We start from the raw sequence: 18,275 nt of genomic DNA on the forward strand, positions 1-18,275 counted from the left end.
TCAGTTCTCCACGCGCGTCGTGCGCGGCAATCCACACATCCGCCGGCCATGCGTCAGGAATACGTCGACGCCCAGCGGAAACCGTTGATGATTCAGCCGCCATTCGCGCCAGAAGCCGTCGGCCAGGCCTTCTGCCGACAAGGCCTGGCGCGTCTGGATGCCGGGGCCGGACAAGTGGACGGTGGCGCCCCCCGTCAGCGAGGCGACGTCCATCAGCAGCGTGGTGGACAAATCGGGATAGGCGGGGTCGCCCTGATGGCAGCTGGACAACGCTGGCGCCGCGAAGCCGGCCGGCACGGCGGCAAAGCGCGCCAGCGCGGGCGACGGCACGATGGGGCAGGCGCAATGGAAACGCAGGAATGTCAGCACATCGGCGCCGACCTCGTTGGGCAGCCACAGCGGCGTATCCACGTCCACCAGAGTCAGCAGCAGCGCCGTCATCGCCGGCGACAGTCCTGCCGGCACGCCGCTTTCCGCAACGATCTCGTGGATACGCCCCGGATGCGCCAGGGCCTGCAAGGCCGCGCGGAAGGTCGTTTGCGCATCGTTGACGGGATCGGCAAAACCCGGCAACAGGCCACGGCTGGCCACGGGGGCATTCAGTATCTGTTGTTGCATGTCAGTCTTCGCCTCGCACCATCGTGAAGAACTCCACCTTGGTCTCTGCCGCCACCTGTGCCTGGCGCTGGGCCCGGTCGGCATGCTCGCGCGCCAGCGGCTGAATCAGTTGCGTCTGCACGGTGTCGTGCCAATCCGGCAATTGCAGCAGCGCGTCGGCCACGGCCGCTTGTTCGGCGTGCCGCAACGAGCGGCCCTGCACGTAAGCCACGCCGACCACGCCATCGCCCAGCGTGACCGCGCAACGTGTCACGGTCATTTCGCCCAGGTTGAAGCGCGCCCCGGTGCCGCCGCTGCGCGCCCGCACCATGGCCATGCCCGTTTGGGCCGGCCGCAGCATCTGGTAGGCGGGCAAGTTGGCCAACCCGCCAAACGCCCCTTCCAGCGCGGCCGGGCTGGCCAACGACAGCACGCGCATCCAGGCGGCGCGCGGGGCATTCACGGCGTCCTGTCCTGCTAATGAGTGATCCATTGTTTCCTCTACACGTCTAGACGACTGGATGAAGTATGATCGCTCCGAATTCCAAGTTCAACAGCCTGGCGTGAATTTTTGATGACAGTTGCGCAAGGTGTGCACTGCCTATCCGGCCGCCGCCGCATCAGGCACAATCACAGCCATTCTTCATGAAGCTGATGTGACAGCACGAGCGCACCCTATGGTCGAAAGAGGTTCTGGCATCGCCGTCTGGCGGCAAATCGGCGAGTCCCTGGCGGACGACATCCGCAACAAGCTCTATATGGCAGGCGAACAACTGCCATCCGAGCCGGAGCTGGCCGCCAAGTTCTCGGTCAACCGCCACACCATCCGGCGCGCCATGGGCGAATTGGAGCAAAGCGGGCTGGTCCGGATCGAACAAGGGCGCGGCACCTTCGTGCAGGAGCACGCCATCGATTACGCCATCGGCAAGCGCACGCGTTTCTCCGAGAACCTGCGCAGCCAAGGCGTGCTGGGCCACGTGGAAGCCGTGGGCAGCCAGACCTTGCGCGCGGCCGATATCGCCAAGCACCTGGGGCTGCCGCGAACCGCGCCGCTGCTTCGCGTACAGATCGTCGGCAAGGCCGAAAACCGGCCCATCAGCGCGTCCGAGCACTTCTTCGACGAAAAACGCTTTCCAGAATTCGCTGACCGGCTGACCGCCTTGCGGTCGGTGTCCAAGGTCTATGCGCATTACGGCATCGACGACTACACGCGCAAATGGTCGCGCATCACCGCCGCCCTGCCCACGCCCGAAGTCGCGCGCATGCTGGGCCAGCCCAAGACGCGGCCGATCCTGCAGGTGGAAGCCCTGAACGTGGACCAGGACGGCGCGCCGTTGCAATACAGCGTCACCCGATTCGTGGGCGACCTGGTGCAGTTGATGGTGTCGGACGACAGCTAGGACGCAACGCGGTCGCCGCCCGGAGCGTCGGCGGCGACCGCGCGCGAACGGCCTGGAAAGCAACAACACACATCTAGACATCTGGTTGTCATGCAATACCGATAACGTCATGCCATGAACTCACACGCCCCCTCGCCCCTGGCCGGTGTCACAGGCCAACGCATCCTGACGCCGCGCGGCGTCGAACCCGTCAGCCTGCGCTTTCACGGAGGCTTGATCGATGACAGCGGCGTCACGCCTGCCCGCGGCGCCCCGTGGTTCGACGCCGGCGATCTGCTGGTGCTGCCTGGCATCGTCGACCTGCATGGCGACGCATTCGAACGCGCCATCATGCCCCGCCCCAGTGTCACTTTCCCCTATGACAGCGCATTGTTCGACGTCGACCGCCAATTGCTGGCCAACGGCATCACCACCGAATTTCACGGCGTGACCTTGTCCTGGGAAGGCGGGTTGCGCGGCGAGGCCTATGCCGAACGCATGTTCGACGCGCTTGCGCGCATGCGGCACATGATGGGTGCGCGGCATTACGTGCATCTGCGCTTCGAGACCCATCACGTGAGCGGCGTGGATCTGGCCCAGCAGTGGATCCGCGATGGGCGCGTGCGCTTCCTGGCCCTGAACGACCACTTGCCCAGCATGGCGCGCCGCCTGGGCGACGACCGCAAGCTGATGCAATACGCCAACCGCGCCGAGTGCGACCTGGACACGTTCCAGGCGCGCATCCGCGCCGCGATGTCCGCCGCCGACTCGGTGGCCGACGCCATGCGCGAACTTACGGCGTGCGCGCAGGCGGCCGGCTTGAAGGTCGCTTCACACGACGATCCCGACGCGGCCACGCGCCGCTACTACCACCAGCTGGGTTGCGGCGTGGCGGAATTTCCCCTGACCCGGGAGGCCGCCGGCGTCGCCCGCGACCTGGGCAACTCGGTCGTGTTCGGCGCGCCCAACGTCGTGCGCGGCGGCAGCCACACCGGCGCGCCCAGCGCCACCGAGATGGTGCGCGAGGGGTTGTGCGACATTCTGACGTCCGACTACTACTACCCGGCCCCGCTGGCCGCCGTCATGCGGTTGGCGCAAGACGGCGTGCTGCCCCTTGAGCAGGGCTGGAACCTGGTGTCGCTGAACCCGGCGCGCGCCGCCGGCTTGAAAGACCGGGGAATGCTGGCGCCGGGGCTGATCGCGGACGCCATCGTGGTGGACGACCACGTGGCCGGACTGCCGCGCGTGGTCGCCGCGATCGTGGGTGGCGAGCTGCGCTACGCGACACGGGTGTTCGGTCACGACAACAGCCTGCGCATGGCCGCCTGACCATGCCGCTTGCCTATCGCTATGCCCTATACCTGGCGCCTACCGGCCCGTGGCGTGACTACGGCAGCCGCTGGCTGGGCCGCTGCGCCGACACCGACGCGGCGCTGGCGCCGCCGCCCGGCATGCCCGAACCCCCTCGCGCCTGGGTAGAAGCGCCGCGCCATTACGGCCTGCATGCTACGTTGAAGCCCCCTTTCCGGCTGCGCGCCGGCGTCACGCCGCAGGCCGTGGACGCGGCCGCCCGGCTGTTGGCCCGCGGCATCGTTCCTTTCGGAATAGAACTGGAATGTGAAATGTTGCGCGGTTTTCTGGCGTGGCGTATCGCCGAATCCGATACGCAGGGCCGGGCCCGCATCCAGGCCCTGGCCAACGCCGCCGTGCGCGGTCTGGACGACTTGCGCGCCCCCCCCACCCCCGAGGAAATCGCGCGCCGCCAGCCGCAATCGCTGTCGCCCGAACAGCAGGCCATGCTGGCGCGCTGGGGCTACCCCTATGTCTTCGACACCTATACGTTCCACATCACGTTGACCGGAAAACTGGCGGGCGACGCGCTAGAGCAGGCGCAGCGTGGCATCGCGGCCTTCGCTGATCCCTTGCGCGGGCAGGCCATGGCAGTGCCCGCCATCAGCCTCTTCGTACAGCCCGAGCCCGGCGCCGACTTTATCGCCGCGCGGCATTACGGATTCGATGGCACGCATACCGACGCCGTCGGCGCCCGCTACCTGCAAGGGCCGCCCGCGCCATGACCCGACCCGGCACGGCCGCGCTGCCCGCCGACGGCACCCGGCTGATCTATCTGATGGGGGCGTCAGGCAGCGGCAAAGACACGCTGCTGCGGCTGCTGCGCGCCCATCTGCAAGACGATGAGCCCGTTTTGGTCGCGCACCGCTACATCACCCGCGACAGCGGCGGCACCGAAGACGCGCTACGTCTGTCGACGGAAGAATTCGTGCGCCGCGCCGCGCTGGGTTGCTTCGCGCTGCGTTGGGCCAGCCACGGGCTGCACTACGGCATCGGTATTGAAATCGACACCTGGCTGGCCTGTGGCGCGGCCGTCATCGTCAACGGGTCGCGCGCGCATCTGCCGGCGGCGCACGCCCGCTATCCCGCGTTGACGGCGGTGGAAGTCACTGTCGACCCCGCCCTTCTCGCGCACCGCCTGGCAGACCGCGGGCGCGAAAGCGCCGAACAGATCGCGCAACGGCTCTTGCGCGCCACGCAGGCCTTTGCCGTGCCGCCCGCGTGCCGCCTTGCGCAGGTCAATAATGACGGCGCGCCCGAATCCGCGGCCGCGGCCTTGCTGACGATCGCCCGGGAACAACTCGCTCGTTGATGGATATCAGGCGGCGGGCGGGTCGGCGCACAGGTCCAGCAAGATGTCTGAAAAACGCGCTTCCGCCGCCAGCGGCTGCTCGCGCCTGCGGCGGATCAGATTGATGGGCGGCAGCTCCCAACCGAAATCCCAAGGCACCATGCCCAGCTTGCCCCGCTGGCAGAGTTCCCGCGCGATGTCCTCGGGCACGACCGAGATCAGCGCCTCATTCGTCGTCAGCATGCCTTCGATCACGTCGGTGGAATAGGCTTCCAGCACCGGCGACGGCGGACGCAGCCCGGCGCGGATGAAGTGTTCCATGATCAGTTGCCGCGTAGGCGTGTTGGCCGCCGGCAAGACCCAATCCATGGCCGCCACGGCTGGCCAGTCCGGCGCGCGCCGGGCCAGGCGCTGCGCCAGCCGGCTGTGCGCGATCAGGCGTGGACGCTGGCGGTACAGCACCCGGTGCATCAGGTCGTCCAGCGCCACGGTCGATGTTGCGCGGCTGACGATGCAGTCCAGCTCATGCCGGCGCAACATCGGCACCAGATGGTCCGTGGTGGCGCGGTGCAGGGTCAGCGTCACCCCGTGACGCTGATGCAGCCGGCTGATGGCCGCCGTCAGCAAGGCGCTGGACACATACGGCACCACGCCCACGTTCAAGTGCGCGGAACGGCCGGCATGCAGGGCCTCGACCTCGCGCGCCCACAGATCCAGATCGCTCTGCATGTGGCGCGCGCGCAGCAAGGCCAGTTCGCCCAGCGGCGTGGCCTGTAGACCGCGACCGCTGCGCAGGAACAGCGGCGCGCCGAAGATGTCCTCTAGCTCGGCCAGCGCCTTGGTGACCGCGGGTTGGCTGATGCCGGTGGCCACGGCCACCCGGGTCAAGGAGCCATGCTTGGCGATGTTGGTCAGCAGCGCCAGGTGGCGGTGTTTCAGGCGGTTGGCCAGACGGGCGGCATCCCAGCTCATGGATTTCTCTATAACCAAATGGTTATTCAATTATGCCAACAAAGCAGAATCGAGTTATTTCACGATCCTATACTTCCATTCACTTTCCCCGCTGCCCTTTCCGTCACCATGCGCGATTCCTTCACCACCCGTCCCGAAATACGCGGCACCTTCGGCGTTGTGTCCTCCACGCACTGGCTGGCCACGCAGGTGGCGATGGGCGTGCTGGAGCGAGGCGGCAACGCCTATGACGCCGCCGTCGCAGGCGGCTTCACGTTGCAGATCGTCGAACCCCACCTGAACGGGCCGGGCGGCGAAGTGCCCATCCTGCTCTGGAGCGAAAGCGAACAGCGCATGCGCGCGCTCTGCGGCCAGGGGCCCGCGCCCGCCTTGGCCACGCCTGCGTATTTCCGGGAACTGGGGGTGGAACTGGTGCCCGGCATCGGCCTGCTGCCTGCCACCGTGCCCGGCGCATTCGGCGCCTGGCTGACCTTGCTGCGCGACTACGGAACCTGGGAGCTGGCCGACGTGCTGCAACCGGCCATCGACTATGCGCGCAACGGCTTTCCGCTGGTGCCGCGCGTGTCGCAGGCCATCCTGGCCGTGCAAGCGCTGTTCCGCGATGAATGGACGACTTCGCGCGATGTCTGGATGCCGGATGGCCGCGTACCGGCGCCCGACGCCCTGTTCCGCACGCCCGCCATCGCCGCGACCTACACGCGCATCCTGAACGACGCGCATGCCGCCAGCGGCGACCGGTGCGGCCGGATCGACGCCGCGCTGGAGAGCTGGTACCGCGGTTTCGTTGCCGATGCGATCGACGCCTACTACACCCATGAGGCCGTGCGCGACACCACCGGGCAACGCAACCGCGGGCTGCTGCGCAAAGCGGACATGGCCGACTGGCGCGCCACCTACGATGAACCGGCCACCGCGCAATACGGCCGCTACACCGTGGCCAAATGCGGCGTCTGGTCGCAAGGCCCCGTGCATTTGCAGCAGTTGGCGATGCTGCGGCACTTGGGGCTGGATGGCCTGGACCCGACCTCGCCGCAATTCGTGCATCGCATCGCCGAAGCCGCCAAACTGGCGTTCGCCGACCGTGCCGCCTGGTATGGCGACCCCGACTTCGTGCAAGTGCCTCTGGCCGCGCTGCTGAGCGACGCGTATGCGCGGCAGCGAGCCGCGGGCATCGGCGCGCAAGCGTCCACCGTTTTGCAACCCGGCAGCCCCGACGGCATGGCCCCCCGCCTGCCCGATCTGGCTGCCGCAGGCCGCACGCTGGCCGCCTCCGACATCCGGTTCGGCGTGGGCGAGCCCACGTTCGCGGCGCTGCCGCCCGTGGCCGAATGGGCCGCGCGCGAGATCTTCGTGGGCGACACCTGCCAGATCGACGTGATCGACCGCCACGGCAACATGGTGGCCGCCACGCCTTCGGGCGGCTGGCTGTCGTCCAGCCCGGTGGTGCCGGGCCTGGGTTTCCCGTTGACGACCCGGCTGCAGATGACGTGGCTGGACGAGGGCGTGGCGGGCCAGTTGCAGCCGGGCAAGCGCCCTTGCACCACCTTGTCGCCCGGCCTGGTGCTGCGCGACGGGCAACCCTATATGGCGTTCGGCACGCCGGGCGGCGACCAACAGGACCAATGGACCGTGGCGTTCTTCCTGCGCCACGCGATGGGCCTGAACCTGCAGGAAGCCATCGACGCGCCGTCCTGGCACATCGACCATTTCCCGGGCTCGTTCTGGCCACGCACCCAGACGCTGAACCGCCTGACGGTGGAGTCGCGCCTGCCCGAGGCCACCGTCCAGGCGCTGCGCGATGCCGGCCACGAGGTCAAGGTGGGACCCGCCTGGTCCGAAGGCCGGATCAGCGCCTGCACGCGCGAACCCGCGGCGGGCGGCGGCTTGCTGCTGCGCGCCGGCGCCAACCCGCGCGGCATGCAGGGCTATGCGGTCGGCCGATGATCCTGATCAACCATTTCCATTCCAGCCGGCGTCCAGACCGGCACTTGCACAAGGGGTAATCACCATGACGTTGCGATTCAAACGATTGTTACGCGCCTGCGCGTTCGGACTGGCGCTGACCGCGCCCGCGCTGTCCCAGGCCGCCTGGCCGGAAAAACCCATCACGCTGATCGTGCCCTGGGCGGCGGGCGGCTCCACCGACATCCTGGCGCGCGTGCTGTCGGAAGGGTTGACGAAATCACTGGGCCAGTCCGTCATCGTCGAGAACCGCTCCGGCGCGTCCGGCAATATCGGCACCACCTTCGTGGCCCGCGCCAAGCCCGACGGCTACACGCTGCTGGTCGGTTCGATGAGCACGCACACCATGAACCAGGCGCTGTATTCCAACATGCCGTTCGACGGCGTGAAGGACTTCACGCCCATCGCCGAGCTGGCGCTGGTAACGAACACGATGGTGGTTCATCCGTCGGTGCCCGCGACGAACCTGAAGGAGTTCATCGCCTACGTGAAAGCGCACCCGGACACCGTCGCCTACGCGTCGGCCGGCCAAGGCTCGACCAACCACCTGAGCGCGGCGCTGTTCGAAAAAGCCGCCGGCGTGAAGATGATGCACATCCCCTACCGCGGCGGCGCCCCCGCCGTGCTGGACACGGTGGCCGGCCGCACCCAGATGCTGTTCAGCGCGGGCACGCAGACGCTGCCGCACGTGCAGACCGGCAAGCTGAAACTGCTGGCCGTCACCGAAGAAAAGCGTTCGCCGCTGCTGCCCGAGGTGCCCACCGTCGCCGAAACGCTGCCCGGCTACGAGCTGTCGGTCTGGTATGGCGCGTTCGGCCCGGCGGGCATGCCGCCCGAACTAACCGAACGCCTGAACCGCGAGATCAACCTGATCCTGAAACGCCCCGACGTCATCAAGAAAATGGGCGACATGGGCGTGCTGCTGACCGAGACGACGCCAGAGCAATTCGGCCAGATCCTGGTGCGCGACGCCGACAAGTACGGCAAGCTGATCAAGGAATTGGGGATCACCGCGGAATGACCGGACACGCTATCGCGCATCATCCCGTGCCGGGCAGCGTGCAGGCCGTTGCCCTGGCTTACGCCTCCTCGGACGCGGCCGCCGCGCTGCAAGCCGTCGATGCCTACGCCCGCGCCGCGCTGGGACACGCCCTGTGCACCGTCAACCGCTACGACGCGGACGCCATGCGCGTCGTGCGCCTGTACAGTTCCAATCCGCAGGCCTATCCCCCAGGCGGCAGCAAGGACAAGCGCGGCACGTCCTGGGGCCGTCATGTCCTGCTTGAGCAGCGGGTATTCGTAGGCGAAGGCGAAGCCGCGATCCGCGAGTTCTTCAACGACCACGACGCGATCCGCGACCTGGGCCTGCAATCGGTGATCAACATTCCGGTGATCTACGCCGGCGCATGCCTGGGCACCGTGAACTTCCTGATGCCGCGCGCGAAGGTGTCGGAAGCGGATGTCGACCACGCCCGGCTGGCCGGTTTGCTGGCGTTGCCGGCGTTCCTGGCGCTACGCGCCGCGGGCTGACAACGCCTGGGAAAGTGGCCCGCGCCTGGCGGGCCACTTTCCGCTTAGATCAACGCCCGCCGGATTCTCGACGACAACATGTCGATCACGATCACGAAGGCCACGATAATGATCATCACCGCGCAGGTTTCGGCGTAACGGAAACTACGGATGATTTCCCACAACACCGTGCCGATGCCGCCCGCGCCCACGATGCCGACCACCGACGCCGAACGCACGTTCGACTCAAAGCGGTACAGCGAATAAGAGATCCACAGCGGCAGCACCTGCGGGATCACGCCGTAGACGATTTCTTCCAACGCATTCGCGCCGGTGGCCCGCACGCCTTCGACCGGGCGCGGGTCGATGGCTTCGACGGCTTCCGAGAACAGTTTGGCCAGCACGCCGGTCGTGTGCACCCACAGGGCCAGCACCCCCGCGAAGGGACCCAGGCCCACCGCCACGATGAACAGCATTGCGAACACCATTTCATTGATGGCGCGGCAGGCGTCCATCAAGCGGCGCATCGGCTGGTAGACCCACGCCGGCACCATGTTCGACGAACACAACAACCCCAGCGGCACCGCCACGACGATGGCAAGAAAGGTGCCCCACACGGCAATCTGCACCGTCACGATCATCTCGTCCAGGTACATGCGCCAATCGCGGAAATTGGGCGGGAAGAAATCGGCGGCGAACTGGGCCATATTGCCCGAGTCGCGCAGCAGGTCCAGCGGCCGCATGTCCGCGCCGCGCCACGACATGACAAGCAGCGCCAGCACGACGGCCCAGACAATAAGGACCGGCAGCGACGAGCGCGGCGCGGCAGGCAAGCGGGAGGGGTGGGTGGCTAGGTTCATGGAGAAAGACGGTCCGCTTGGAAGCATTTGAGGAATAGGCGCCGGCGCACTTGATTGCGCGCCGGCGTCTTGCGGCAAGGCTTATTGCTTGGCGGTGGCGGGCTGCCCCAGGCTGGCCAGCTTGCCGTCCAACTCGCTCAGCTGCTTTTGTTTTTCGGCTTGGCCCAGCGTGGTGTCGGCTTCGATCTTGGCCTTTTCGCGGGCCAGTTCGATCTGGCGGATCGGCACCAACTGCTGGTTGTCCGACGCGCGGAAGCCCTGGTAGGTCAGCGCCTTCAGATTCGCCAATTCACGCTCGGCGTCCTTGCCCTTGCCGTAGTTGACGAAGAAGTCGCGAACGCGGGCTTTGATATCCGCAGGCAGGTCCGAGCGCATGACGAGCGGGTCGGCCGGAATCAACGGCGACTTCCACAACACGCGCACGCTGTCGTTGGCGTCCTTGCCGGTGCTCAGGCGATAGCGCTCCAGCGCTTCGGTGTTGTTGACCGCCACGTCAACCTGCTTGTTGATGACCGACAGCAGATTGGTTTCATGGTTGCTGGCGCGTACCGTTTTGAAAAAGGTCTTGGGCTCGATCTTATTGGCCGCCCACAGGTAGTACCCGGGCACGGCGGTGCCGGACGTGGAGTTGGGGTCGCCCGCGCCGTAGCTCAGCTTGGCGCCGTTCTTCAACACGTCGTCCAGCGTCTTCAGGTTGCTGTCCTTGTTGACGATCAGCAGCGACCAATAGCCGGGGTTGCCGTCCTTGTCGATGACCGAGGCGAACACTTCGCCCTTGGCGCGGTCCACGGCTTCGATGGCCGACTTGTTGCCGAACCAGCCCAATTGCACCTTATTAAAGCGCATGCCCTCGATAATGCCGGCATAGTCCGACGCAAAGAAGGGTTTGACCGGCACGCCGACGGCACGGCTGAGGTCATCAATGACGGGTTGCCACACGGACTTCAGGTTGGTCGACGACTCGGTCGAAATAATGCCGAAGTTCAACGTCTTGGCGTCTTGCGCGTAGGCCTGCGTGGACAGCGCGGCGGCGGCGATCAGGGTGACGAAGGTTCTGCGTAGCATGGGGACTCCGGGGTATGTAAGGGCAAAGAGGGCAAAAGCGCGACGACGCGGGCTTCAGGCCGCTTGCGCCAGTTGGGACAACGGCGCCAGACCGGACAGGGCCGGCGCGCGCGAGGAATATTCAGGAAGCAGTTCGCTCAGCTCGGAGCCGTACAGGTCACGCAGCATTTCCGGCGTCAGGTCAGCCGCGCGGCCGTCGTAGACCACCTTGCCGTGACGCAGCGCGACCACGCGGGGGCAATAGCGCAGCGCCACGTCGACCTGGTGCAGCGACACCACCACGGCCACTTTGCGGCTGCGGTTGATCTGGGCCAGCGTGTCCATCACCCGGCGCGACGACTCGGGGTCCAGCGACGCAATGGGTTCGTCGGCCAGGATCACACGCGCGTTCTGCACCAGCGTGCGTGCGATCGCGGCGCGTTGCTGCTGGCCGCCGGACAGCGTGGAGGCGCGTTGAAATGCATAGTCGTCTATACCAACCTGGGCAAGCGCTTCCAGCCCCTGGCGCACTTCGCCGCGCAGGAAACAACGGGTCAGGCTGCGCCACAGCGGCACACGCGGCAGCAGGCCAGTCAGGACATTGGTGATGACCGGCAGGCGGCCGACCAGATTGAATTGCTGGAACACAAAGCCGATGCCGGCGCGCGCGGCACGCACATTGCGGCTCAGGCGGCCATTCTGCTGGATCTGCTGGCCGTTGACCCTGACGCTGCCTTGCCCTGCATCACCGGCGACAAAGCCCGCAAGATGGCGCAGCAGCGTGGACTTGCCCGACCCCGACGCGCCCAGCAACGCCACCATTTCGCCGTCGGCCACTTGAAGGCTGACGTCGTCCAACGCCTTGGCGCCGGCATGGAAGGTCTTGCTCAAGTTGTGCACTTCGATGGCGTAAGTCATCGTCTGATCCCCTTTTGTGTGGTCATTGCGGCATTCTGTTTTCGCTGCATGACAGCGCGATGACCCGGGGATCGATTCATTTCGCGGAAAATAAGGGGTCAGCAACCGGCTGAAAGACCTTCGTCATAAACGGTCCAGCGCGCAGGTTGCGCCGCCTTGCGGCGCGGGTATATTTGAAGGGTCCCCTCACTTGCCTGGCGCTCATCATGATCAAAGGTTCCTGCCTGTGCGGCCGCGTGGCTTACGAAATCAACGGCCCCCTCACCAACGCCCTGAACTGCCATTGCGTCATGTGCCGCAAATCGCACGGCGCGGCCTTTCGCAGCCGCGCATCGGTCCAGGCCACCGACTTTCAGTGGACGAAGGGCGAGAATCACGTGACCTGGTATGCCTCGTCGCCGGGCAACTACCGGGGCTTCTGCGAAGCCTGCGGCACGCCGCTGCTTAGCCGCTTCGATCAAACGCCGGATACCTATGGCCTGCCGTTAGGCGCCTTGGACGACGATCCCGGCGTGCGGCCCACCGCGCATTGCCACGTAGCAGCCAAGGCGCCTTGGTTCGACATCACGGATGGCCTGCCGCAATACCCGGGCGAATTCCACGGCGTGGACGAATCGCGGGCCCAGGTCGTTACATAAAAACTCAACCTGTTGGTTGAATGTTGACGCGCATCGATCTATATTCAACCTTATGGTTGAACTTATTCCCGCCCCCGCCCTGGATGCCGTCTTTCGCGCGCTGGCCGATCCCACGCGCCGCGACATGCTGCGCAGCCTGACGCAAGGGGATAGAACCATCGGAGAGCTGGCCGCGCCCCTGCGCATGAGTTTCGCCGGCGCCTCCAAGCATGTGCAGGCCCTGGAACGCGCCGGCCTGATCCGGCGCACCGTCAACGGCCGCACCCATGTGTGCAGCCTGAATCCGGAACCCATGGCCGAGGCCATGGAATGGCTGCGTTTCTATGAACAATTCTGGGCGGGCAAGCTGGATGCGCTGACTTCGGCGCTGACCGCTCATTCCCCCCCGCCCCCGTCCCTAGGAGAGCAACATGAGTGATCACGGCGTCGTCCTGGATCCCACGACCTTGCGCTTTACCCGCCAGCTTCCCGCCAGCGTGGAAACCGTATGGGCGTTCCTGACCGAATCCGAAAAACGTGGCCGCTGGCTGGCCGCCGGCGACATGGAATTGCGCGAGGGCGGTGGCGTGACCCTGCGTTTCGTACACGCCGATCTGTCCTCCGTGGCCGAGCCCACGCCAGCGCCCTATCAGGCCTACGAAAACGGCGTCACCACCCACGGCGTCATCACCCGCTGCGAGCCGCCCCGGCTGCTGGCCTTTACCTGGGGCGGTTCCAAGGGCGAACCTTCCGAAGTGATGTTCGAACTGTCCCCCGAAGGCGAAGGCACGCTGCTGGTGCTGACGCACCGCAAGCTGAACTCCCGCGGCGACATGGTCGATGTGGCGGGCGGCTGGCACACCCACCTGGGCGTGCTGTCGGCCAGGCTGGAAGGGCGGGAGCCCGGCCCATTCTGGTCCGCACATCACCGCTGGGAAGCCGACTACAAGACGCGCATCCCCGGGGCCTAGAGTCGTTCTGTAGCAACTATCACGGCGCAGCGGCAGATAAATACTGGCTAATCGCTGCGCTTTGCAGTAACATAAGTCCGTGATTTTTCCGCAAAAAACCGGGCTTCGGTCACTCTGCGTGCCAACCTGTATCCCTTCGGGCGACCCCCAAGATACCCAGGCTGCCCCCGGTTTGGTTGAGATTTATCTCGAACGGATAGTTGCGAAAGACACGAAACACCCGAAACGCACGCAAGACACGAAACACACGCGCGCCAATAACGCGAACGACGCCGCAACATTGTTTTGCCGCCCGGCGTTGCAACAACCGTCCCACCCCGCTTCTTCCGGCGCTGTGCGCTTGCACGGTGTCGCGACCAAGCCGCGCACTGCGCGCATATTGCCCACGCTGCGCGAGTATTCGTCATTTCAGACATCCGCTAGGGATGCCATGGCTCTTACCCGCGCTTGCCCGAACGTTTCACGTTCAAACCGCTGGACCTGGTTATTTGAGTCCAACGCGCTTGCCGCCTCGCGCGGCGCGTCATGCCGCCGGCCTGGCTGCGCGTATTGATCAAGGAGTAGAGAATGGCTAAAGAAGAACTCATCGAATTGGATGGCATCGTTGACGAAGTGCTGCCCGATAGCCGCTACCGCGTCAAACTGGACAACGGCATCGAAGTTGGCGCCTATGCCTCCGGCCGCATCCGCAAGCACCGTATCCGCATCCTGGCAGGCGATCGCGTCACCCTGGAAATGTCGCCCTACGACCTGACCAAGGGCCGCATCAACTTCCGTCACAAGGACGAGCGCGCTCCCGCTCCGCATCGTCCCCAGCAGTACCGCCGTTAAGCCAGGGCGCCAGGGCCGGCCGCAGGCCGGCTCCCTGCCCCTGCTCGCGCGGGCTTAAGCCCGAACCGCGAGATGCCGTAATGCGTGGGACGTCCGTTCGTGAAAGAATGGCGCGCTTGCCAGGCGCAATGTCTGGCGGGATACGCATGAAGCAAGATGGAACTTAAAGAAGAGTTGCAAGCCGCCGCCGACCAGCTTTCCCGGGCGCGAAGAAAATTCGCGAAAGGGGAGGAAGGCCTGCGCCTGCTTAACCAGTCACGCGAGGCATTCATCAACAGCCTGCGCAACACCGGCCTGACCTACGCCGAAGCCAAGATCAAGTACGACAACTGCCTGGACGAGCAGGAAGCCCAGCAACGCCATGTGCGCCAGCAGATGGAATATGCCGAGCGCATGCACCAGTTCGTCCTGAACAAGATCGCGCAGCAGACCGCCACGGCCTGAACAATCAGGGCTTGAATGCCCCGATGAAGATCGCGGGATCGACCCGCGCATCGTTCAGGCTGACGTTCCAGTGCAGATGCGGCCCCGTTGCCCGGCCCGTCGCGCCTACCTTCCCCACCACGCCGCCGCGCGGCACCTCGTCGCCCACCTTCACATCGATGGCCGACATGTGGCAGAACATGCTGACAAAGCCCTGCCCATGGTCGACGAAGACCGTCTTGCCGTTGAAGAAATAATCCCCCACCAGCACGACCACGCCCGCTGCGGGCGCTTTGATCGGCGTTCCGGCCGGCACGGCGAAGTCCAGCCCCGAATGCGGGTTGCGTTCCTTTCCGTTGAAAAAGCGCCGCAGGCCAAACGGGCTGGACAGGCGGCCGCCGTTCACCGGGCGGTCAAGCAGCAGGTTGCTGGGCGTGACGCCCGCCCGATACGTCCGGTTGGCCGCGCTTTGCTCGGCCATCTCGCGTTCGATGCGTTTCATGTCGTCCGGATTGGGATCGACCTGCCGCGGATTCTTCAGGGTAATGTGCTGCGCCACGTATTCCTTGGCGACCACCTTGAACGGCAGCTTGCGCGAGCCACGGGCGTCGCTGACCACCACCTGCTGTTCGCCGGGCTTCACACTGAGCGGAATGCCGACCACGGCGATCCACTGCTTACCTTCTTCGCGCACGACCAGCACGCGCCGGTCCAGGAAGCTGACTTCCGGCGCGCGATCGGCATCGCCCAGCGCCAGCACGGCCACGCCGCCGGGCACGGGTGCGTTCAGTTTGCGCGAAATGAACCCTTGCTGCGCCTGCGCGCGCGCCGGCAGCCCGAAACCGATGGCGGCGGCGGCCAGCCCCGCGCGTAGTACTTCGCGGCGATTGAACATGGCGCTTACAGGCACAGGTTCGCGGGTTCGATGATGCTTTGGTCGCGGCGAGCGATGCGCGTCGATAGGCGGGTTTCGGTCTTGCCCTTCCAGGTCGTGGTCGTCAGCACGGCTTCAACGCCCAGGCTGTCTTCCTGAACCAGTTCAAAACCATTGCGCACGGTGTTCTGCTTGAAGTTGACGCCCTGGTTCTTCCAGGCATCGGCCACGCACCGGGTGTAGTCCTCGGCCGTGCGCTGGGTGGCGCCATAAAAGACCGGATCGCGCTGGCGCACGTCTTTGACATTGGCGCAGGCCGTCAACGCGGCCAGGACGGTAAGGGACAGGGCGAAACGAACCTTCATGACGGTAAGACTCTCAAGCAGGAGGGGGAAAGGGGCGGCAGAAACTATAACGCAGCCATCGGGCCGCTCTTGCGCAACCACGGCTCAGGACGGCACCGCGCGGCGCGCCGATTTAGGGCGAAATGCGTCGATGACGTCCGTCCGCGTTTCCGCGTATGGGCCGCCGATCAGGTCGATGCAATAAGGAATGGCGGCGAAGATGCCCGGCACCTGCACGGCGCCATCTTCGCCCCTCAAACCTTCCAGCGTCTCGCGTATGGACTTCGGCTGGCCGGGAAGGTTCACGATCAAAGCCGCGTGGGACGGCGTTTCGCGGATGACGGCAACCTGGCGCGACAGGATCGCGGTGGGAACGAAGCGCAGGCTGATCTGGCGCATCTGTTCGCCAAAGCCGGGCATTTCCTTGGTGGCGACGGCCAGCGTGGCCTCGGGCGTGACATCGCGGCGGGCGGGGCCAGTGCCGCCGGTGGTCAGCACCAGATCGCATCCACAGATGTCCACCAGTTCGATCAGCGTTTCGGAAATGCGGGCAGCCTCGTCCGGAATCAGGCGGTCCACCGCCTGCCAGGGGGAGGCCAGCGCGGACCCCAGCCATTCCCGCAGCGCGGGCAAGCCCTGGTCCTGGTAGGTGCCGGAAGAGGCACGGTCGGAAACGGACACCAGGCCGATGATCAGTTCGTCGGGATGGCGGCGGGCGATTCGGGTCATGGCGGTCATGGGCGGCAGCGTCGTGGAGAGTGGAAAAAAAGCGGAAGCGGCGCGGAAAAGCGTCGCCCGGCGCGGTCAATCATGGAAATCCAGAAGATCCGCGCGATGTCGATGCTATCGCATTCTTTCCCGGGAGGAAGCGCGCCAGCCGCCGTGCCGGCATCGCCCCGCGCTGTGGCAAAAAAGCGAATCGGCCCTGGCCCCCGTTTCCCGCGCTTGTTCCCGTCATACGCGCTGGATAACATCCGCTAACAAAATCAATTTCGGTATTCCGCCGCGACGCCGTCCGCCCCATCCATGTTCACACGCACTCTACGGCAGCACGCGCTGGCTGCGGCGCTGGCCTTGTCCGCCGCCGCCGCTTGCGGCGCGTGGGCCTGGCACTCGCTGGCGCTGAAAACCGGGCCCGCGCCCACGGCGGCCCCCGGCCTCTACATCCCGAACCTGGGCAACACCCTGCAGGAACAAACGCGCAACCTGTCGACCATGAGCCAGGCGCTGCGCACGGGCGACCGCCTGGTGATCCTGGGATCTTCCGAGCTCACCAGCAACGACCTGCGCTTCGTGCCCTACCGCTATCTGGCCGACGAGTTGCAGATGCCGGTGCTGGCCTACGGCCATTCCGGGTTCCAGTCGTTGGGAATGCAATTGGTGCTGGCGGCGCTGGCAGACGATCTGTCGCCCGCCTCGCGGGTGGTGGTGATGCTGTCGCCCGGATGGTTCGACGGTGACGGCGGATTGGGCGTGGATGAATTCAAGGAACACGCCAACCCGCTGCTGCCCCGCCTGCTGAAGCAACCCGAGGGCCGGGCGGAGCTGGCGCGCTGGCTGCGCGACAAGGGCGACGCCGGCGTGTTCTGGTCCATGGCGGCCGAACAGGCCTACGTGTTCCGCCAGCGCCTGGTCGACCTGTGGGCCCCGGCCTATGCCGCGCCGGCTCCCGAACGGGAACGCGAAGGTCCGGCCGCCGCCGCGCGCGTGGTGGACTGGGATGCGCTGGCCAGTCAGGCGCAGGACGCCGAGCAGAGCCAGATGGGCGGCAACCGCTATGCGGTGCGGGACGAATTCTTCAATAAATACCTGCGCGCGATCCCCGAAGGCGGAAAAACCGCCTACCAGCCACAGCCGCTGACCGGCCGCGATGAGCTGCGCGAACTGACCGCCCTGATGGCCTTGCTGCACCAACGCGGGGTAAACGCACTGTTCGTGATGCAGCCGCTGCATCCGATGGTCTTCAAGGACTTGGCCCGCTTCGAGCCCATCCAGCAGGACGTTGCCCGCCTGTGCCAACGCTACGCCATGACCTGCATGGACATGTACGGCGCGCCCTTCGAAGTTGGCATGCTGCGCGACGTGCAGCACCTGGGCGAACTGGGGTGGCTGCGCGTCAACCAGAAAATCGCCGAAGTCTTCAGACCCTGAAAGGCATCCCGAAATGAAAAGAACCCTTTGGCTCTGCCTGCTATACCTGGGCGTCGTGGCCGTGATGCTGATCCAGGCCGATACCGCGGCCAATCTGGGCAAACCGATGGAAATCGAGTTCCAGTACTCGAAATTCTGACGCCCCGGGCCTGGGGGGAAACGGGGCAGTGGTTTTCCGACGC

At 65.8% G+C, this 18,275-nt stretch carries 23 protein-coding genes; 14 read left to right on the forward strand and 9 right to left on the reverse strand.

Annotated elements, in window-relative coordinates; translation table 11 throughout:
- Together phnH and phnG are read right to left on the reverse strand one after the other, a co-directional pair.
- Window positions 1-618 (reverse strand): phosphonate C-P lyase system protein PhnH, encoded by a 618-nt coding sequence (gene phnH, locus ACI0FO_RS25225; protein WP_416031249.1) that lies wholly within the window; start codon window positions 616-618, stop codon window positions 1-3.
- A 1-nt stretch (window position 619) separates the two neighbouring features.
- Window positions 620-1,090 carry a phosphonate C-P lyase system protein PhnG gene (phnG, locus tag ACI0FO_RS25230; RefSeq protein WP_416031251.1) on the reverse strand — a complete coding sequence of 157 codons (471 nt, stop codon included), beginning with the start codon at window positions 1,088-1,090 and terminating at the stop codon, window positions 620-622.
- A 184-nt stretch (window positions 1,091-1,274) separates the two neighbouring features.
- Between phnG and phnF the strand changes: the two genes are divergently transcribed.
- The 4 genes from phnF (at window position 1,275) to phnN (ending at window position 4,638) form a co-directional block, all read left to right on the forward strand.
- Window positions 1,275-1,997 carry a phosphonate metabolism transcriptional regulator PhnF gene (gene phnF / locus ACI0FO_RS25235; RefSeq protein ID WP_105559111.1) on the forward strand — a complete coding sequence of 241 codons (723 nt, stop codon included), beginning with the start codon at window positions 1,275-1,277 and terminating at the stop codon, window positions 1,995-1,997.
- 114 nt (window positions 1,998-2,111) lie between these two features.
- Entirely contained in the window at window positions 2,112-3,305 is a 1,194-nt protein-coding gene (locus ACI0FO_RS25240; protein WP_416031254.1) for an alpha-D-ribose 1-methylphosphonate 5-triphosphate diphosphatase, read from the forward strand.
- 2 nt (window positions 3,306-3,307) lie between these two features.
- Window positions 3,308-4,051, forward strand: a complete 744-nt coding sequence (locus ACI0FO_RS25245) for a DUF1045 domain-containing protein (RefSeq protein WP_416031255.1) — start codon at window positions 3,308-3,310, stop codon at window positions 4,049-4,051.
- On the forward strand, window positions 4,048-4,638 hold the full coding sequence (phnN, locus tag ACI0FO_RS25250; protein WP_416031257.1) for a phosphonate metabolism protein/1,5-bisphosphokinase (PRPP-forming) PhnN: 591 nt from the start codon (window positions 4,048-4,050) through the stop codon (window positions 4,636-4,638). The genes ACI0FO_RS25245 and phnN overlap by 4 nt, the downstream gene beginning before the upstream one ends.
- A 6-nt stretch (window positions 4,639-4,644) precedes the next feature.
- Here the strand turns inward: phnN and ACI0FO_RS25255 are convergent, their stop codons facing one another.
- Window positions 4,645-5,589 (reverse strand): LysR family transcriptional regulator, encoded by a 945-nt coding sequence (locus ACI0FO_RS25255; RefSeq protein ID WP_416031259.1) that lies wholly within the window; start codon window positions 5,587-5,589, stop codon window positions 4,645-4,647.
- A gap of 108 nt (window positions 5,590-5,697) precedes the next feature.
- Here ACI0FO_RS25255 and ACI0FO_RS25260 point away from each other — a divergent pair, with 108 nt between their 5' ends.
- From ACI0FO_RS25260 to ACI0FO_RS25270, 3 genes are all read left to right on the forward strand, one after another.
- Window positions 5,698-7,533: a gamma-glutamyltransferase family protein gene (locus ACI0FO_RS25260; protein WP_416031261.1), complete on the forward strand. Its 1,836-nt coding sequence runs from the start codon at window positions 5,698-5,700 to the stop codon at window positions 7,531-7,533.
- Between the two features lie 64 nt (window positions 7,534-7,597).
- Entirely contained in the window at window positions 7,598-8,572 is a 975-nt protein-coding gene (locus ACI0FO_RS25265) for a Bug family tripartite tricarboxylate transporter substrate binding protein (RefSeq protein ID WP_416031263.1), read from the forward strand.
- The gene (locus ACI0FO_RS25270; RefSeq protein WP_416031265.1) at window positions 8,569-9,081 is read left to right on the forward strand and encodes a GAF domain-containing protein; all 513 of its coding nucleotides are present in this window, start codon (window positions 8,569-8,571) and stop codon (window positions 9,079-9,081) included. Before ACI0FO_RS25265 ends, ACI0FO_RS25270 begins: the two co-directional genes overlap by 4 nt.
- 44 nt (window positions 9,082-9,125) lie before the next feature.
- Here the strand turns inward: ACI0FO_RS25270 and phnE are convergent, their stop codons facing one another.
- From phnE to phnC, 3 genes are all read right to left on the reverse strand, one after another.
- Window positions 9,126-9,920: a phosphonate ABC transporter, permease protein PhnE gene (gene phnE / locus ACI0FO_RS25275; protein ID WP_105559119.1), complete on the reverse strand. Its 795-nt coding sequence runs from the start codon at window positions 9,918-9,920 to the stop codon at window positions 9,126-9,128.
- 81 nt (window positions 9,921-10,001) lie between these two features.
- Window positions 10,002-10,985, reverse strand: coding sequence for a phosphonate ABC transporter substrate-binding protein (gene phnD / locus ACI0FO_RS25280; protein WP_416031268.1), 984 nt, complete (start codon window positions 10,983-10,985; stop codon window positions 10,002-10,004).
- A gap of 54 nt (window positions 10,986-11,039) precedes the next feature.
- On the reverse strand, window positions 11,040-11,882 hold the full coding sequence (phnC, locus tag ACI0FO_RS25285; RefSeq protein ID WP_416031270.1) for a phosphonate ABC transporter ATP-binding protein: 843 nt from the start codon (window positions 11,880-11,882) through the stop codon (window positions 11,040-11,042).
- Between the two features lie 206 nt (window positions 11,883-12,088).
- Between phnC and ACI0FO_RS25290 the strand changes: the two genes are divergently transcribed.
- The 5 genes from ACI0FO_RS25290 (at window position 12,089) to ACI0FO_RS25310 (ending at window position 14,745) form a co-directional block, all read left to right on the forward strand.
- On the forward strand, window positions 12,089-12,520 hold the full coding sequence (locus ACI0FO_RS25290; protein ID WP_416031272.1) for a GFA family protein: 432 nt from the start codon (window positions 12,089-12,091) through the stop codon (window positions 12,518-12,520).
- A gap of 52 nt (window positions 12,521-12,572) precedes the next feature.
- On the forward strand, window positions 12,573-12,938 hold the full coding sequence (locus tag ACI0FO_RS25295) for an ArsR/SmtB family transcription factor (protein ID WP_416031274.1): 366 nt from the start codon (window positions 12,573-12,575) through the stop codon (window positions 12,936-12,938).
- Window positions 12,931-13,470 (forward strand): SRPBCC family protein, encoded by a 540-nt coding sequence (locus tag ACI0FO_RS25300; RefSeq protein ID WP_416031276.1) that lies wholly within the window; start codon window positions 12,931-12,933, stop codon window positions 13,468-13,470. Before ACI0FO_RS25295 ends, ACI0FO_RS25300 begins: the two co-directional genes overlap by 8 nt.
- 567 nt (window positions 13,471-14,037) lie before the next feature.
- A complete protein-coding gene (infA, locus tag ACI0FO_RS25305; RefSeq protein ID WP_006221179.1) occupies window positions 14,038-14,301 on the forward strand; it encodes a translation initiation factor IF-1 in 264 nt (87 codons plus the stop codon).
- A 156-nt stretch (window positions 14,302-14,457) separates the two neighbouring features.
- Complete coding sequence (locus ACI0FO_RS25310; RefSeq protein ID WP_416031279.1) at window positions 14,458-14,745, forward strand: hypothetical protein; 288 nt, start codon at window positions 14,458-14,460, stop codon at window positions 14,743-14,745.
- A gap of 4 nt (window positions 14,746-14,749) precedes the next feature.
- Here ACI0FO_RS25310 and ACI0FO_RS25315 read toward each other — a convergent pair whose 3' ends face one another.
- The 3 genes from ACI0FO_RS25315 to mog form a co-directional block, all read right to left on the reverse strand.
- Window positions 14,750-15,619: a peptidoglycan DD-metalloendopeptidase family protein gene (locus tag ACI0FO_RS25315; protein WP_416031281.1), complete on the reverse strand. Its 870-nt coding sequence runs from the start codon at window positions 15,617-15,619 to the stop codon at window positions 14,750-14,752.
- A gap of 5 nt (window positions 15,620-15,624) precedes the next feature.
- The gene (locus ACI0FO_RS25320) at window positions 15,625-15,963 is read right to left on the reverse strand and encodes a hypothetical protein (protein ID WP_105559127.1); all 339 of its coding nucleotides are present in this window, start codon (window positions 15,961-15,963) and stop codon (window positions 15,625-15,627) included.
- 84 nt (window positions 15,964-16,047) lie between these two features.
- Window positions 16,048-16,680: a molybdopterin adenylyltransferase gene (gene mog / locus ACI0FO_RS25325; RefSeq protein ID WP_416031283.1), complete on the reverse strand. Its 633-nt coding sequence runs from the start codon at window positions 16,678-16,680 to the stop codon at window positions 16,048-16,050.
- Window positions 16,681-16,968: 288 nt separating this feature from the next.
- Between mog and ACI0FO_RS25330 the strand changes: the two genes are divergently transcribed.
- Both ACI0FO_RS25330 and ACI0FO_RS25335 read left to right on the forward strand, forming a co-directional pair.
- The gene (locus tag ACI0FO_RS25330; RefSeq protein WP_416031285.1) at window positions 16,969-18,093 is read left to right on the forward strand and encodes a D-alanyl-lipoteichoic acid biosynthesis protein DltD; all 1,125 of its coding nucleotides are present in this window, start codon (window positions 16,969-16,971) and stop codon (window positions 18,091-18,093) included.
- 13 nt (window positions 18,094-18,106) lie between these two features.
- The gene (locus ACI0FO_RS25335; protein WP_255410200.1) at window positions 18,107-18,232 is read left to right on the forward strand and encodes a hypothetical protein; all 126 of its coding nucleotides are present in this window, start codon (window positions 18,107-18,109) and stop codon (window positions 18,230-18,232) included.
- Window positions 18,233-18,275: the final 43 nt, after the last annotated feature.

This window comes from Achromobacter marplatensis, assembly GCF_049060505.1.
In the GTDB taxonomy this organism is placed as follows: Bacteria; Pseudomonadota; Gammaproteobacteria; order Burkholderiales; family Burkholderiaceae_B; genus Achromobacter; species Achromobacter marplatensis_A.